The organism is Sphingobacterium sp. JB170 (genome assembly GCF_900163865.1).
Taxonomy (GTDB): domain Bacteria; phylum Bacteroidota; class Bacteroidia; order Sphingobacteriales; family Sphingobacteriaceae; genus Sphingobacterium.
In genome coordinates this window covers 393810-408537 of sequence record NZ_FUKU01000013.1, presented here as the reverse complement: position 1 = coordinate 408537, position 14728 = coordinate 393810, and the positions used below count along the sequence as shown (strand labels likewise).

Here is a 14728-nt window from a genome sequence, read left to right as displayed (position 1 = left end):
ATGAACAAAAAACAAATTTTAGGAATGGTAGTAGCAATCGCAATGACAGCTGCATCCTGCCAAAAAGACCAGGCCCAAGGACCGGACGGTCTACACGTCAATGGCTTGGCGTATACAGCCGTAACCGAGACGCCTACCACTAAAGCAATTAATGCTTCGGTATTAGATGGATTCACTTCCTTTGATGAACAACAGGCCTGGTTTGACTTTACAACAGTTGGTACAGGTGTCGGAGAAAAGGGTAAAGTCTCGAATCGTACCGCGTGGCATCTTGGCTTTTATTCGCAGAATGGTACATTCCCCGTCAATGGTACGGCCAGCAACCTGCTTGCGTACTTGAACTATACGGTCAATACGCAAGGCAAGCAGCTGACCAGTATTTCAAACCTTATTGTTCCTGTATCTTCCACGGCGCAGACTGAGATCAGCAATGCGATCACTAATTTCTTCAACGGTGGTACCTTTGGTATGGGGGACCTCAGCACCTTTGACTTCCACCGGGAAGGGCAGTTTGTGATCGGTACACCGGGTTCAAGTGATCGTTTCTACCTGATCCGTACGGCAAATTCCGTCCAGGTACATCCGGATAGCGCCACCACGACAAACTTGTTTGTGGTTTCGGTGCGCTGGACTGGTTCGGCTTATCAAATTTCCCACAGGGCATTGAATACTGCAGGAACGGCTTGGTTGCCTGCTGCTGCTGCCAACCGTACGATTGCTAAAAGCTCCGATTACCAATCCCGCTTTTTAAACTTCACAACAGGTATTACAGACGCCATCCAGCCGGAGCTTAGCGATTGGAACCTGGGGCTAAGCGCGGTAGTATTGAAACGCTATATTAATCCTACTGCCGGCGGCGGTGCTTATCCGTTTGCACTAAAAGGTGTCGTTTTGAATAACAACCCCGCTGTGAAAGTTTACCGCGTACAGACCACAGGAAGCACAGCCGGCGCACCGGGCCCCTTCGACCCGAACTATACTTGGCAGAACGATCCGGCACTTGCTACTGCCAACGACATCACGACCCAGTTTGATAACTTCGTGGCAGCGAATATCGACGACACCAAGTTCAGCGGCAACAGCCAAGAGGAAATCGGTCAGTACTACCGCTACCTCGATATGGGCAACTACAATGTGTTCGTAGACCGCTTCTACATCATCAAACTCCAGAACGGCGATGTTTACAAGCTACGCTTCTTACCTTTAGGTGTCGCCGGAAGCAGTTCACCGGTAAACAACGGTATACAGATCAAATACGCCAAAATAGCGACCACTCCATAAGGACGTGAGAGGTTGGTAATAATTACCAGGGAACACCGGGCGTTCTAAAAATCCAGGTTATGGAGCAGTTTCTTCATGACCTGGATTTGCGATGATAGGCCTCCCTCTTGAAACTCACCAAAGCTGAATCTTTCGGTACTGTGGTTGGAAGGGAGTGACAGACAGGGAAGGAAAAATAACACATATTAATGAAGACAGATTGTATAAAATATCTTGCCGTTTTGACATTCCTGGTTACGCTTGGAACAGAAGTGCTGGGGCAGGAACCAAACGACGTTGGTCTGCGCAGCGCTGTCATTCCCTTGAAGATACTGGACAAGGAAACCCTGCGCGGCATGTCTGCCAATAACCTGGCCGAAGCGCTGCGTTTTGAACTGAACGTTGAAATTGAGCAGGCGCCGGAAATCGGTGGTGCGCGTATGCGGGCCTTCGACCTCAACAGCCGTCATATCAAAATACTGGTCAATGGTGTTCCCGTCTCGGGCAGCGATATGTTCGGTGGGCATGTGGATATTTCTTCCATACCGCTGAACCGCGTGGAGCGCATCGAAATTTCGGATGCCCCGCTGGGCGTAGCGTATGGCAGCGGAACGCTCGCCAAGGTCATCAATATCGTCACATTGCCCGATACCGCCACTGCACCAATCGGTACTTCGGCTTATGCCAGCGTATATGAACAGGCAATTGCCGGTGAATACAACCTAAAAGCCAGCTATGGCGCTAAGGGAAGGCACGTACAGCAGCTTGGCGTGCAACATTTAGGCCCGAGCGGTCTATTCTTCGGTATCGATCTGCAGCGCGATGCGTTCAAAGGTGTATGGGATGATTACTCAGGAAACCTGCATCAACCGGATTATACCAATAGCCGCGGCTACGCCTGGTCCCCTGCAATTGCACTAAACGGCGATACTTTTATTGGCTATCGTAACGATAAGCTGTCGCTGTTCTACAGCTACGGTATCTCCGATATGGATATCTCCGCTTATGGCCGCATCAATAATCAGGAATACCGGGATGGCGGTTACCTGGACTTCTATACCGCTACAGACCAACGTTACAGGTACCGTCGCCAGCTCCACCATGCCCAATTGAAAGGACAGGTCTGGCAGGATGCTACGCTGGCCATCGATGTTTCCTATCAGGATGCCGGTACTCGGAGACGTACGAGCTGGGTACGTACGGCCGATAATGTGACATTGGATGATACACCCCTGGCCAAACTGTACGGTGTTCGCACCTGGTACAGCAAAGGAACACTGGATAAACCCGTTTTAAGCGACCGGCTGGACTGGACACTAGGTTATGAAGCGGGATGGACAAAGGCATCCACCGGGGCACAGCCCGGTACGTATACCTCACGGGAGATTGACGAAGACATCGCTCAGATAAGCGGGTTCAGCTACCTGCGCTGGAAACCTTTTGCAGCCTTTGTTGTACAGCCTGCTCTGCGGATATCCTATCACCACACGCTCTCACATGTCGACCCGCTTCCATCCCTTTCACTGGCCTATAACGCCGGTCGGCACCGTTTCGGCCTGGTCAGTGAGAAGGTAAACCGATTTCCGAACCAACGCGAAATGTTCACATACCTGGACAGCGAGCTGAGCCTGCTGAAAGGAAGCACCGACCTGCATCCGGAACGTGGCCTTGCGCTACTGGCAGACTGGCGCTATCGGATCCCAACCAACAACGGCCTTAACGTACAGACAACCCTCAGCTCCGGCTACCGCAGGTTGAAAGACCGCATCATCATCGTTGCCGTACCGCAGACCGACGCCCAGCAGGAACGCTACCTGTACGCCAACCGCCAAACGCACCAATCCTGGTCGAACAGGGCCGAAGTGGAAGTAAGCAAAGAGCGATGGCATATTCAGGCAGCATATACGTTGTTGGGGCTGCGTGGCAACGACTTTTCCGACAGTGGGCAGTACGATCGCTATCTCTTCCATTCGGAGGCAGGGATACTGGGACGTTACACGCTCCTGAAAAACTATTGGGTGCAGCTCAACTACCGCTACGTCGGCAGTCAACCCATATACTCCTTCGAGCGTGAATACGGAAGCCTGGAGATAGACCGCGTGCACAACCATGCTCCGGCCTACCGCCTTGCCGATCTGAATATAGGCGGATCGCTGCTGAACGGGCGGCTTGGGATTATAGTGGGAGGCAGGAACCTGTTTGATTCAACATCCGCCAGGTTTGAAGCAACCGACAGACAGGAACATTATCGCGGAGATCTACGTACCATCTATACAGGCTATGGTAGAAGTTTTACGTTCCGTGTCACCTATCAGCGTTAGTAAAATGGAAAATTTAATGAATGTAGAACACCTATACAGACCTTTTTTTGAGCGATATAACACACAGCTTACCAAAAAGAAACTCGTCATCCTGTACGGGATGATGAAGACAGATGGATACATCGATGGCGAGACGTTGTTTTTGCTGCTCCGCGAAAAATACCCTATAAGTTACAGCAGTGTATACAATACGCTGAAGCAGCTTACTTACATGAAACTGGTTACAGCCCGTACAGATAGCGAAGGCAGGAAACGGGAATTCAGGATGAAGAAAAAATTAGTACTACATAAAGATAAACAATATGCGAAAAATGATGAAATGCTGGATTTTATTGCTATTCCTTATGCCCATGGCCATGATGGCGCAGGAAGACCGTTATAAAATCTACAGCGTGAAGCTCGGCAAAGAAATTACCCTGGCTGAACTTACTGCGGACCTCGTCCATGCCGAGGTGGTCTTCTTCGGCGAGGAGCATAGCGATTCGGTTGCCCATGTCCTCCAACTGGAGGTGTTCAAAGCATTGCACGGTCTCCACGGGAACGGACTTTCCCTGTCCATGGAGATGTTCCAGACGGATGTGCAGCTTGTTCTGGACGAATACCTGACAGGACAGGTCACCGAAAAAAACCTGAACGCTGACGCCCGTCCATGGAAGAATTACAAAGACTACCGGCCATTGGTCGAATACGCCAAAGAGAACGTCCTCCATGTGCTGGCGGCCAATGCCCCTTCACGCTATACCAACCGTGTGACCCGGAATGGCATCGAAAGTCTGGAAGAACTTCCGAAAGAAGCGAAAAAACTAATCGCGCCCCTGCCCATCGATACGCTGACAGGAAGATATTACGAGAAGTTTAACGCCCTGTTGGGCGGGCATGAGGGCATGGGCAATATGAAAATTTATCAGTCGCAGAACCTTTGGGATGCCACCATGGCCTGGAACATAGCCCGATTGGCAAAGAAGAGTTCCGTTAAACAGGTACTGCACCTGAACGGACGCTTTCACAGTGATGAAAAACTCGGGACCTATGCCCAATTACAACGCTATGCAAAACGGTTGAAACTGCTTAACATTTCAGCATTCAGTCACGAAAGTTTCAGTAAGCCGGACTGGGCAGCATGGCAACACCTGGCTGACTTTATCATTATTACCGACCCTTCGGTCGGGAAGAGCTTTTAACAGGAAGGTACTGTTAAGCTATGTATCAAATCAACAATTAAGAACAATAAAGAAATGAAGAAAACAAAAAATACATGCTATGCGATCCTCTTTTTCGCTAGCGTCCTGGTATTAGGAAGCTGTGGTTCCATAGGCGACCAAAAAGAACCCTCCCTACTTGATTCGGCACGGATCGTATCCGTCAACGGTACGGCTTCCGAAATCCTTGCCGGACTAGGGCTGGAAAACAAAATTGTTGGTGTAGATGTAGCCAGCACCTATCCCGGGAGCCTGGCCGGCATACCACGCATCGGACATAGCCGCAAGCTCTCCCCAGAAGGTATCCTCGCGCTTAACCCCACATTGGTCATAGGGACCAGGCAGGACATCAATCCCGAACTCTCCGGCTTACTTACCTCTGCGGGTGTGAAAACGCTTTTGTTCGAACAGAATTTCAGCGTGGAAGGGAGTAAACAGCTTATCCGCTCCATGGCAGACAGCCTCGGCCTCAGCACAGGTGGAGATTCCATCATCCATGCATTGGAGGCCGACCTTGAAAAGGTTGCCGTTTCCAGGCCTAGAGAAACAAAACGAAAAGTACTCTTTATCTATGCCCGGGGGACAGGAACGATGATGGTTGCCGGGGATGGCACACCGGTACAAAAGGTCATAGAACTTGCAGGGGCAGAAAATGCTGTCAAGGGCTTTAAGGATTACAAACCGCTCACAGCGGAGGCACTGGTGGCTGCCGACCCCGACGTGATCCTATTGTTTGATTCCGGACTGAAAAGCCTGGGCGGGATCGAGGGGCTGCTCGAAGTGCAGGGAGTCAAGGAGACGAAAGCTGGCAAAAACAGAAAAGTCATCGAAATGGACGGACAATTCCTGACGGGTTTCAGCCCCAGGCTGGGCAAAGCACTGCAGGAGCTTTCAACAAAGATTTATGAATAGTAAAAGCCCGACGAATTGAAGAACAGTATTATATTCACGGCATTATTGCTATTGCTGCTGGCTGTCAGTCTGCTGTCGCTTTGCTTGGGCGCGGTCAGGATCAGCATCCCAGAACTGCTGTCCATTATCGGGCATAAGGTCGGTTTTGGGAGCGAAGTGCTGTTCCGCCCGCAACAGGAGGCTGTATTTATCAATATTCGACTGCCCAGGGTATTATTGGGCATGTTGGTCGGTAGCGCCCTGGCGGTATCCGGGGCAGTGATACAGGGCCTGTTTCGCAACCCACTCGCAGAACCCGGACTGATCGGCATATCCTCCGGGGCGATGTTGTCCGCGGCACTGCTGATCGTACTGGAAGTTCCCGTTATTCTCGCGATGAAGGCATTCCTGGGTTATTATGCCCTTGCTTTTGCCGCTTTTTTGGGAGCCTGCCTGACCACGTGGATCGTGTACCGTTTGTCCATGCGCAGTGGAAAAGCAGACATTACCACATTGCTGCTGGCAGGTATTGCCATCAACGCGCTGTCCGGTGCGTTTACAGGACTGTTGATCTACCTGGCCAATGACGAACAGCTCCGCAATATTACCTTCTGGAGTATGGGAAGTTTAGGGGGTGCCAATTGGAAGACGGTATCCACCATTGTCCCTTTTGCCATCATACCCATAGCCATCCTGCCCTTTTTCGCCAAGTCAATCAATGCGCTTGCCCTTGGCGAAGCGCAGGCCATGCACATGGGGATCAATGTGCATATGCTGAAGCGGATTGTCATCATACTGGCCACATTGGGTGTAGGCGCATCTGTTGCTGTATCGGGCCTGATCGGCTTTGTAGGCCTGGTCGTTCCCCATATTATCCGTATGGCATTCTCCTCCGATCACCGTTTGGTCATCCCGGCTTCAGCACTGCTGGGTGCCGTGGTGCTGGTTTTCGCCGATCTGGTGGCCAGGACCATCGTATCCCCCGCCGAATTACCCATCGGGATATTGACAGCCATGATCGGAACACCTATCTTTATCTATATCATCATGCGCGAGCGCAAAAAGAGATTTTTTTAAACACTTAAAAAATGGAAGCACTTACCGTAAAGAATATCACATACCGGGTTGCAGGCAGGACATTGCTGGACGATGTCTCTTTTGTACTTCCCAGGAACAAGATGCTTGCCATCATCGGTGCCAACGGTGCGGGGAAAAGTACCCTGATGAGAATACTCTGCAAAGAACTCGAACCCTCTTCGGGTAGTATAGACCTCTGTGGCAGGTCCCTGTCGTCGTATACGGTTGCCGAACTGGCCCGCTTCCGCTCGGTACTGAGCCAGCACAATACCCTGTCGATCTCCTTCCGGGTTGATGAACTGGTCATGATGGGGCGGTATCCCCATTTTAGCCAGCAGCCCTCGATGATGGATTATGAAATTGTACATAAGGCTTTGGCGGAAACAGGTATGGACAGCTACAGTACCAGGGACTACAACACCCTTTCCGGAGGCGAACAGCAAAGGGTACAGCTGGCCCGTGTAATGGCCCAGATATATGGCCAGCAAAACGCGCTGTTGTTTCTTGATGAACCGACAAACGGCCTGGATTTGTTATACCAGCAAAACATTCTGCAGCTGGCCCGTATGATGACTGGCCAGGGATGTACGGTCGTCAGTATCCTGCACGACATCAATTTTGCCTGCCAATACGCAGATTACATCCTCTTGTTGAAGCAAGGAAAAACCATCGCTTTCGGTACACCCAACCAGGTGGTAACCGCAGAGAATGTGCTGACCGCATTCCAGGTCAGTATCAATCAGGTCGAACATAAAGATTACCGGTATCCGCTTATCTTCCCCGCCCTGGCACCTTTTCCAAAAAATAACGATTAAAATATAACTAAAATGAACGAAACATTATCAACCAGGTACAGACAGTTCAAAGAAGAGAATCCTAAAGTACGTATTCGCGACGCTGCCGAACAGGTGGGAGTGACCGAAGCTGAACTGGTCGCCATAGGACAGGAAAACACCCGCCTGCGACCAGAATTCGAAGCTATCCTTAGTGAAATCCCGCACCTGGGCTATGTGATGGCGCTGACCCGCAATGACCACGCCGTCCATGAACGTAAGGGTATTTACACCCGGGCCAGCTTTTCAGGTAAAGTCGGCTTTATCGCCAATGCAGATATTGACCTTAGGCTATTCCTTTTCAGCTGGCATGCCGTATTTGCCGTACAGGAAGGCGACCGGAAAAGCATCCAGTTCTTTGCAAAGAACGGGACAGCAGTACATAAAATCTACCTGACCGCGAAAAGTGTCCCGGAAGCCTATCAGGATTTGATCGCAAAATATAAGATGCAGACCCCGGATGAAGCACTGGTTGTAGAGCAGGACATTCGGCCTTCGGCCGGTACCGACAACGATATCACCGCAGATATAGACGTCGGTGCTTTCCAGCGCGACTGGCTGGCATTGGAGGATACACACAATTTCTTTTCCATGCTGAAAAAGCATGGGGTGGGACGGACAAAGGCCTTGGAAATTGCGCCTGAAGGGCACACCAAAGCCATCACCGTGGAAGGCCTGAAATCCATCCTACACAAAGCCTCGGAAATCAGCCTGGAGATCATGGTATTTATTGGCAACAAAGGCTGTATCCAGATCCATACCGGTAAAATAGAAAAGCTGGTCCAGACAGGGGTTTGGTTCAATGTGCTGGACAACGAATTTAACATGCATTTGCGGGAAGATAAGATCGCATCGGTGTGGATTGTCCGTAAACCTACGGTAGATGGCATTGTGAGCAGTGTCGAGGTCTTTGACCGGGAAGGCGAACTGATCGTCCAGTTTTTCGGAAAAAGAAAACCCGGGATCCCCGAATCACAGGACTGGCGTAGTATATTGCTCGGTGTATAAAAAAAACAAAATATACCTTTTTCTTGACCGTGGTCCGGGAAAGGTACATTTGTAGCAGAACACTTTTGGGTCAATTTTGGGATAGGAAAAACGGATGAAGCAGCACCTGAGCGTGCAGCTCACCGCCGATAACATCATGGACACACCGACAGGCTCATGTCCGGACAACCGGGGCGTGTCCTGCTAGTGGGACACGCCCCGGTTTTACAGGAATTAAGAAACAAAATAGCATGTGCAAGCTGAAAACATTGAGCCGGGAGGGCAAGACAACGATCACACAGACCACTTGTTGCCAGATAATCCATATATGGCACAGCAACCTTATCTTGCGGTTGGATGCGCAGGCATTATCGGATTTTTCCCGTTTCCTCGATGAGGTGCTCTTCGAGACAGCATGTGTGGAATTCCCGGATGGCGAATGGAAAGTCATCATCCATACGCCCAATCCCGAAATCAGCTTTGCCTTTGATGAATGGGAGTTTGCTGATTTCAAAACGGCTGTTCATGATGCACTGTGAATGTATCAGGTGTATAGGATTATTTATTGATAACTAAACCAAAGTAAGGAAAGCATGTCAAGTACAAAAATCAAAAAGGCCACCAAAACCGACCACCAGGAGACAGGAAAAAAAGACCATGTGGCTCTATCCGCAGGAGGAAAACCTGCGTCATGTAAAGACATTAAAATGGAAAGGATATATCAAACAATGAACAGTGTAAATACGAATACGGCTCCGCTTTCCGATTGGTTCTACTGGACCCCCGTAAGAAACCGGAAAGTCGGACTTAATAAGAACAAAATTATGCGCTTGCTATTCGAGAGGAAAAGATAAAGAAAACTAGGGATACACTTAATAAACAAAATGGGTAAATAACAGGAATGTAATTTAAATAACGAAAAAAATTTAGCGTGCACACGCTTCCGCTTAAAGAAAACTGGTAATTTTTGATGATATACACGGAAACAAGTGCAGGCCTGCCTAAGTGCGGGCTTGTCTGTATTGTATATCGGGCATACCAGTGCCTCTTTAAGCAACAGTACATCCCGTACCTAAGCAGGTCATTTCAGATACTTCAAACCGGAAAAACGAATTGACATGAACATAGGCTGTACACAAATGCACCCGGTCACCCTGCTGGCCATCATCATTGGACTGATCACTTTTGGTGCGCAGAGCGCCCTCTACCTCCAGCGAACCCATGACAGGACAAGGTTGGGTTACATCATCCTGCTGGTACTCCTCATTGGGTTTAATGTCGCAAACGGATTGCTTCCCGATCCCGCTTATACTATGCCCCTCTACCTCCAGCACATCATCGTCAATACCGCCGGATTTATCATCGTATCCTATTTCCCCTTTTATTTCTACAGGGTTTTCGGGCTGGAGAAACTTCGCTTCCTGGCCATATACGGTGTGCCGCTCTTTCTCATATTGCCCTATGTTTCCTTTTTCTTGGTGGGGCTGACATGGCACCAGGACATAGCTTTCACCCACCGGTATGGCTACCTCGCATCGACAGCCTATTCGCTGACACTGCTCGTCGCCATAGGGCGATCGATCCGCGTCGGCTACCGGAAGCAGCGTAACCGGAGCCTTTTCCTTGAAGAGCTTTTGGCCTACTTGGCCATCATGCCATGGGCATTCCTGGCTCCGGTGGTCTACTTCCAATTGGGGCAGCTGACCGAGACCCTGTTCACCAACCTGGGCTTCCTCGCCCTCAGTGCCCTGCTGCTCTACCGCTCCGTAACCCTGGGCCGTGCCAATCAGCGCCAGCTGGCCAACCTTCGCCTGCTCGCCATGGACACGGATGTGATCACGGCCAACTGTCAGCGCAACATGCTCTCCCCCAGGGAGACCGAGATCGCCATCCTGCTGTGCCACCGCCTCACCCGGCGCGAGATCGCCGACAAGCTCTTCATTTCCGACCGAACCGTCGACAAGCACACCGAACACATCTTCCTCAAGACCGGCGTCTCCTCTCGTGAGGAACTGTTGGCAAAACTGAACAACCTTGAACAGCACGGCAACATCTGATCCAAGGATAAAAAAGCTTAATATATAAAACGTCCCATTATGGCATACATCGACTGAAAAGGCAATCCGATTATTCCGAATACGGCATGCGGAACCGGCCCGGGAATTGCGTCCTGCACGTGCCAACGGCTCAGCTACCTGGAATGTCCCGAAACCGATGGGGGCTGCCGGTCTCCGTCAGTCTGACATCAGAGCCCCGTTTTCCCTTCGACCCAATACGGGTCTGATTGGATCTGAGATGCTGTGATGCCGCTATTTACCAAGTGCTTCCTGATAACCTGTATGGATTTTGCGTTCCCGGTCAGGTAAAAGGCCGTTTTATGTCTATCCGAACGCTGGAGAAAACAATCCACTTCGGGCAGGGCTGTTACAGCCTTTCCTTTTGGACTTTTAGCGACAGGATGGATAGGGATATCTACAAGATCTGTCCATGCAATATGGTTGGAATCCAATTCTACCAGACATTCACATGTTGTATCCTGCGCTTCTGCGGCCCTGTACATACTTTGCATTAAGCCCAGACTGGTTTCATCGCCGAAAACAAAATGGTCGTTGGCATTGATGTCAAATTTCAGTTTTCCGCCCGGCCCCAATAACTTCAGCCCATCGCCTTTTTTCAGAGTTGCTGCCCAATCGCTTCCCGGCCCCATGCCATGCAGGTAAAACAGAACATCGCATACGCCCCGTCCGTGGTCGAAAAGGGAGGGCGTGTAATGACGGAATTCCGTTTCGTTGATGCGGAATTCGATCACGTTTCCGGGCCTGAACTTTCTTTTTGATGCCGAAAAGTCACCTTCGAAACGAACGTGTTTCAGTTCAGCTTCCAGATAGTTTACTTCGGTAACGGTTACAGGATGGTAACTGCCGCTAAAAAGCGATTCCATGGCATCTGCCATCCATTTTGGTACTTTAGGCATTGTTAATTATTTTTTCAGATTGTTTTTGATTTAAAGCCAGGGGTTTCTTCCTGAACAGCATAAGTAATAACAGAAAGAAAACCAGGTAGGCAATATTGAACACAGCACCGCCCACCCAGCCGGAATAAGGCGCAGGCAGTACGTTCTTTATGGGAATGATGATCAATGTCAGGGCAACAGGCGTGAAGATGGCGAACCATCGCGGCAACAGTGTTTTCCTTAGCGCTATGCAGACAGCGAAAGCCAACCAGCCAACAGCCAGGACGAAGATGGCGGTTCCCCACAATATCGTAAGCATTTGCACAAAACCGTTTGCCGTACCGATCAAGTAAGGATGGACCATTTTGTCGGTATGGTAAATAGCTTTATGGATTTCGCCCACATAAAAGAAAGCCGCGTGTGCCGCAGGCGAGAGTACCGCTCCTGCCAAAAGGATATAATACGTCAGTACGGCATACCATTTCTTTGTTTCGGCAAAGAATTGGCGCACCAGCCACATTGCAGCTAACAGCAGGGGCCCTGTCAAGGCCCCGATCAATGCACCGAACATCAACCTGCCGGTTGAACCCTTAAGCATATGCACGGCCATGTCCACATCCACTTTATCTGCATAGTCTTTCGAGAACAACGGATAATCGCCGGGACGGGGTTCAAAGCCGACGACGGCTATATCGCCTACCAGCCAGCAGACAGAAACCGCTATCGCAGCCGCAAATGCCCATTTTATTTTTGTCGCCTGTTTCATATTCCCGATCTTTTAAATCACTTTTCATTTTTTATTTCATTGTCGCCATTCAATCGGTTTGTACCGCCAACGGCCGCTCTTTCTTCATCATCGTTAACCTATTGCCACTTTTCCGGACAGCATAGATGACCATTCCGAAAACGATCCAATCGATAATGGCGCTTGCCGTATAAATGCTGCGGACGCCAAAAAATTGGGGAATTACGATAAGTACCGGTATATAAAATACCATTTGCCTGAGTATACTGATTACGGTTGCCGGTTTGGCATCTTCTATGGACGGGAACCAGACCATGGCCATAAAAACGAAAGGCAGCGCCAACAGGACACTCATATAGATACGGAAATCCATCAGCTGCTCTGCGGAGAATACCATGCCGGGAATCATGACCGACATCACACCCGAAGGATAGCACATCACAAACAGCCAGAAAGGCAATAGGATCGCAAGTCCGGTGAAGGAAAACATACGGTAAGCACCTATACTCCGGCCGTAGTTGCCCGCCCCGTAGTTCATGCCGGAAACGGGCTGCAATGCCCGCATCAACCCCCATAACGGGGTATTCAGCAAAATGTAGAAACGATTGACCGCCGTGAAAAAAGTGATGTCCATTTCATTGCCGTATCTGGCCAGTGCATTGAATACAACGATGTTCTGGATAACGATCATCACCATCATGATGAAGCCGGGCATCCCCAATGATATCGTCTCCTTCAGGATAGAGGCGTCTCTTTTGAGTGACCAGAATCGGGTCTTGAAAGAGGACCTACCGCCCGCATAATACCATATCCCCAACAGCGTGTAAATGACCATGGAGATATTGGTCGCCCAGGCAGCTCCCGCAACACCCCATCCAAATGTGTGGATGAACACCGGCTTAAGCGCGAGGTCCACCGCCAGTCCGGCAGCAATCATCCAGGCAGCGGTTTTCATCCTCCCTTCGGCCCGTATGATCATGTTCAACGCCAACCCGTGTATCCAGAAGAAACTGCCCAGGATCGTTGCCCGGAAATATTCGGTGCCCAAGGCCAGGATCTCTCCGCGCCCGCCCATCATATACACCAGTTTTTCGGCAAAGATGTAGCAGGGCACGGTGATCAGGATGGAAAACAAAAGTGTCAGGTAATTGACCGTACCGAAAGCCTTTTCCAGCTTCTCCTTTTCATTGGCACCGATCCAGATGCTGATAGCCGAGCCGATACCGGTACCGATCAGCGACCCGAATCCTTGGGCAAATTGGGCCAGCGGATAGGCAACGCCCACCGCGGCCAGTGCCGTGTTGTTGATAAGATGGCCTACAAAAATCCCGTCCAGGAAATTGTTCATTCCATACAGCACCATGGCCACCACGGCGGGCCAGGCCAGTTGCCACATCACCTTTGGCAGCCGTTCGTTCAGTATGATCTGTTTTTGGTTGTCCATCTATCTTCCGATATTTTGTGGTTTAAAACCTCTTCTGCCCGTCTTCGATTATCCATTGTAGCTATTTTATATTTTACACGCCAAAAAGCGTATCACGCTCCCTTTACCGATATGGTAGCGCCCTTCTTTCAGTTCTATTTCCATTTCCTGGATGCTTAAAAACTCAAACCCCTGGAAATCCGATTCCAATTCTTCAATGGAGAACAGACTTTCCAGATCAGTGGGACCACCGACAGCAGGATTCCGCCTGCGGTATACAAGATGGTTTTTGCTGAACGCCTCGAAAATGACATGCCCCCCCGGCTTGAGCAAATCGACCAGCCTCTTATGGTATTCGTTCTTGATGGAGGCCGGAAAATGTGCAAAGACCAAAGCAATCGCGTCAAACTGGCCGGGTCTGAAACCCAATGTCGGCAGATCACCAAGCCGGTAATCCAGGGAAACATTATGCTCACCGGCAAGTTTCAGCGCTTTCTTTTTGCCGGCTTCACTGATATCAAAAGCATATGCATCCCAACCTGAAGTTGCCGCATACACGGAATTCCTGCCCTCGCCATCCGCCGGGAACAGGATTTTTCCTTTATCCCTGATAGCGGAAAGCGATTGCCTCAGGAAATCATTGGGCCCGGTTCCATAAGCGTATCCCGCTTCGCTATAACGTGCGTTCCATCTGTCCATCCATGAATTGTCCATAAGCGGGTTTTTTGAAAATTATACAGTTTAAATTGTCCATCCTACAGATTCAGACTTGTGCCTGTCTTACCTGCATACGCGATGGTATGCAGGTAAACAGGGCTTATCTAAACAATAAGTGTCGTCCTTATTTGCAACGAAGATATATTTTATTTAGAATGATTATAAATAATGTAACGACTTATACTGAATTATGACAATAATGTTATAAAATACCTGAGCAGCTAAAATCAGGAAGGATACGGCGGACCGACCGCTGGGTTCCTGTCTTTGTACAGGTACATCCGGCTCGCGTGAGTATGCATTACAATCGGGATACATCATC

At 49.8% G+C, this 14728-nt stretch carries 16 protein-coding genes; 11 read left to right on the top strand and 5 right to left on the bottom strand.

Annotated features, from left to right (window positions below; translation table 11 throughout):
• The 10 genes from FM107_RS03275 to FM107_RS03230 all read left to right on the top strand — a co-directional run bounded on the left by FM107_RS03275 (position 1) and on the right by FM107_RS03230 (position 9422).
• Complete coding sequence (locus FM107_RS03275) at positions 1–1281, top strand: HmuY family protein (RefSeq protein ID WP_086947077.1); 1281 nt, start codon at positions 1–3, stop codon at positions 1279–1281.
• A gap of 188 nt (positions 1282–1469) precedes the next feature.
• Positions 1470–3581 (top strand): TonB-dependent siderophore receptor, encoded by a 2112-nt coding sequence (locus FM107_RS03270; protein ID WP_086947076.1) that lies wholly within the window; start codon positions 1470–1472, stop codon positions 3579–3581.
• A gap of 16 nt (positions 3582–3597) precedes the next feature.
• On the top strand, positions 3598–3963 hold the full coding sequence (locus FM107_RS03265) for a transcriptional repressor (protein ID WP_179204388.1): 366 nt from the start codon (positions 3598–3600) through the stop codon (positions 3961–3963).
• On the top strand, positions 3938–4762 hold the full coding sequence (locus FM107_RS03260) for a ChaN family lipoprotein (protein WP_256959305.1): 825 nt from the start codon (positions 3938–3940) through the stop codon (positions 4760–4762). Before FM107_RS03265 ends, FM107_RS03260 begins: the two co-directional genes overlap by 26 nt.
• Positions 4763–4816: 54 nt before the next feature.
• Positions 4817–5692 carry a hemin ABC transporter substrate-binding protein gene (locus FM107_RS03255; protein ID WP_086947073.1) on the top strand — a complete coding sequence of 292 codons (876 nt, stop codon included), beginning with the start codon at positions 4817–4819 and terminating at the stop codon, positions 5690–5692.
• Between the two features lie 15 nt (positions 5693–5707).
• Positions 5708–6748, top strand: a complete 1041-nt coding sequence (locus FM107_RS03250) for an iron ABC transporter permease (RefSeq protein ID WP_086947072.1) — start codon at positions 5708–5710, stop codon at positions 6746–6748.
• A gap of 11 nt (positions 6749–6759) precedes the next feature.
• Positions 6760–7563 carry a heme ABC transporter ATP-binding protein gene (locus FM107_RS03245; RefSeq protein ID WP_086947071.1) on the top strand — a complete coding sequence of 268 codons (804 nt, stop codon included), beginning with the start codon at positions 6760–6762 and terminating at the stop codon, positions 7561–7563.
• A gap of 12 nt (positions 7564–7575) precedes the next feature.
• The gene (locus FM107_RS03240; RefSeq protein ID WP_086947070.1) at positions 7576–8589 is read left to right on the top strand and encodes a hemin-degrading factor; all 1014 of its coding nucleotides are present in this window, start codon (positions 7576–7578) and stop codon (positions 8587–8589) included.
• Between the two features lie 230 nt (positions 8590–8819).
• Positions 8820–9107, top strand: coding sequence for a DUF6686 family protein (locus FM107_RS03235; RefSeq protein WP_086947069.1), 288 nt, complete (start codon positions 8820–8822; stop codon positions 9105–9107).
• A 54-nt stretch (positions 9108–9161) separates the two neighbouring features.
• Complete coding sequence (locus FM107_RS03230; protein WP_086947068.1) at positions 9162–9422, top strand: hypothetical protein; 261 nt, start codon at positions 9162–9164, stop codon at positions 9420–9422.
• Between the two features lie 195 nt (positions 9423–9617).
• On the opposite strand, the gene FM107_RS19665 is transcribed toward FM107_RS03230, so the two are convergent.
• Positions 9618–10259 carry a hypothetical protein gene (locus tag FM107_RS19665; protein ID WP_218778907.1) on the bottom strand — a complete coding sequence of 214 codons (642 nt, stop codon included), beginning with the start codon at positions 10257–10259 and terminating at the stop codon, positions 9618–9620.
• Here FM107_RS19665 and FM107_RS19660 point away from each other — a divergent pair, their 5' ends adjacent.
• Positions 10260–10625 carry a response regulator transcription factor gene (locus FM107_RS19660; protein WP_218778906.1) on the top strand — a complete coding sequence of 122 codons (366 nt, stop codon included), beginning with the start codon at positions 10260–10262 and terminating at the stop codon, positions 10623–10625.
• 188 nt (positions 10626–10813) lie between these two features.
• On the opposite strand, the gene FM107_RS03220 is transcribed toward FM107_RS19660, so the two are convergent.
• The 4 genes from FM107_RS03220 to FM107_RS03205 all read right to left on the bottom strand — a co-directional run bounded on the left by FM107_RS03220 (position 10814) and on the right by FM107_RS03205 (position 14403).
• Entirely contained in the window at positions 10814–11542 is a 729-nt protein-coding gene (locus FM107_RS03220) for a siderophore-interacting protein (protein ID WP_086947066.1), read from the bottom strand.
• The gene (locus tag FM107_RS03215) at positions 11535–12287 is read right to left on the bottom strand and encodes a DUF6796 family protein (protein ID WP_086947065.1); all 753 of its coding nucleotides are present in this window, start codon (positions 12285–12287) and stop codon (positions 11535–11537) included. Before FM107_RS03215 ends, FM107_RS03220 begins: the two co-directional genes overlap by 8 nt.
• 49 nt (positions 12288–12336) lie before the next feature.
• Complete coding sequence (locus FM107_RS03210) at positions 12337–13710, bottom strand: MATE family efflux transporter (protein WP_086947064.1); 1374 nt, start codon at positions 13708–13710, stop codon at positions 12337–12339.
• A gap of 66 nt (positions 13711–13776) precedes the next feature.
• Entirely contained in the window at positions 13777–14403 is a 627-nt protein-coding gene (locus FM107_RS03205; protein WP_086947063.1) for a bifunctional 2-polyprenyl-6-hydroxyphenol methylase/3-demethylubiquinol 3-O-methyltransferase UbiG, read from the bottom strand.
• Between the last annotated feature and the right edge of the window lie 325 nt (positions 14404–14728).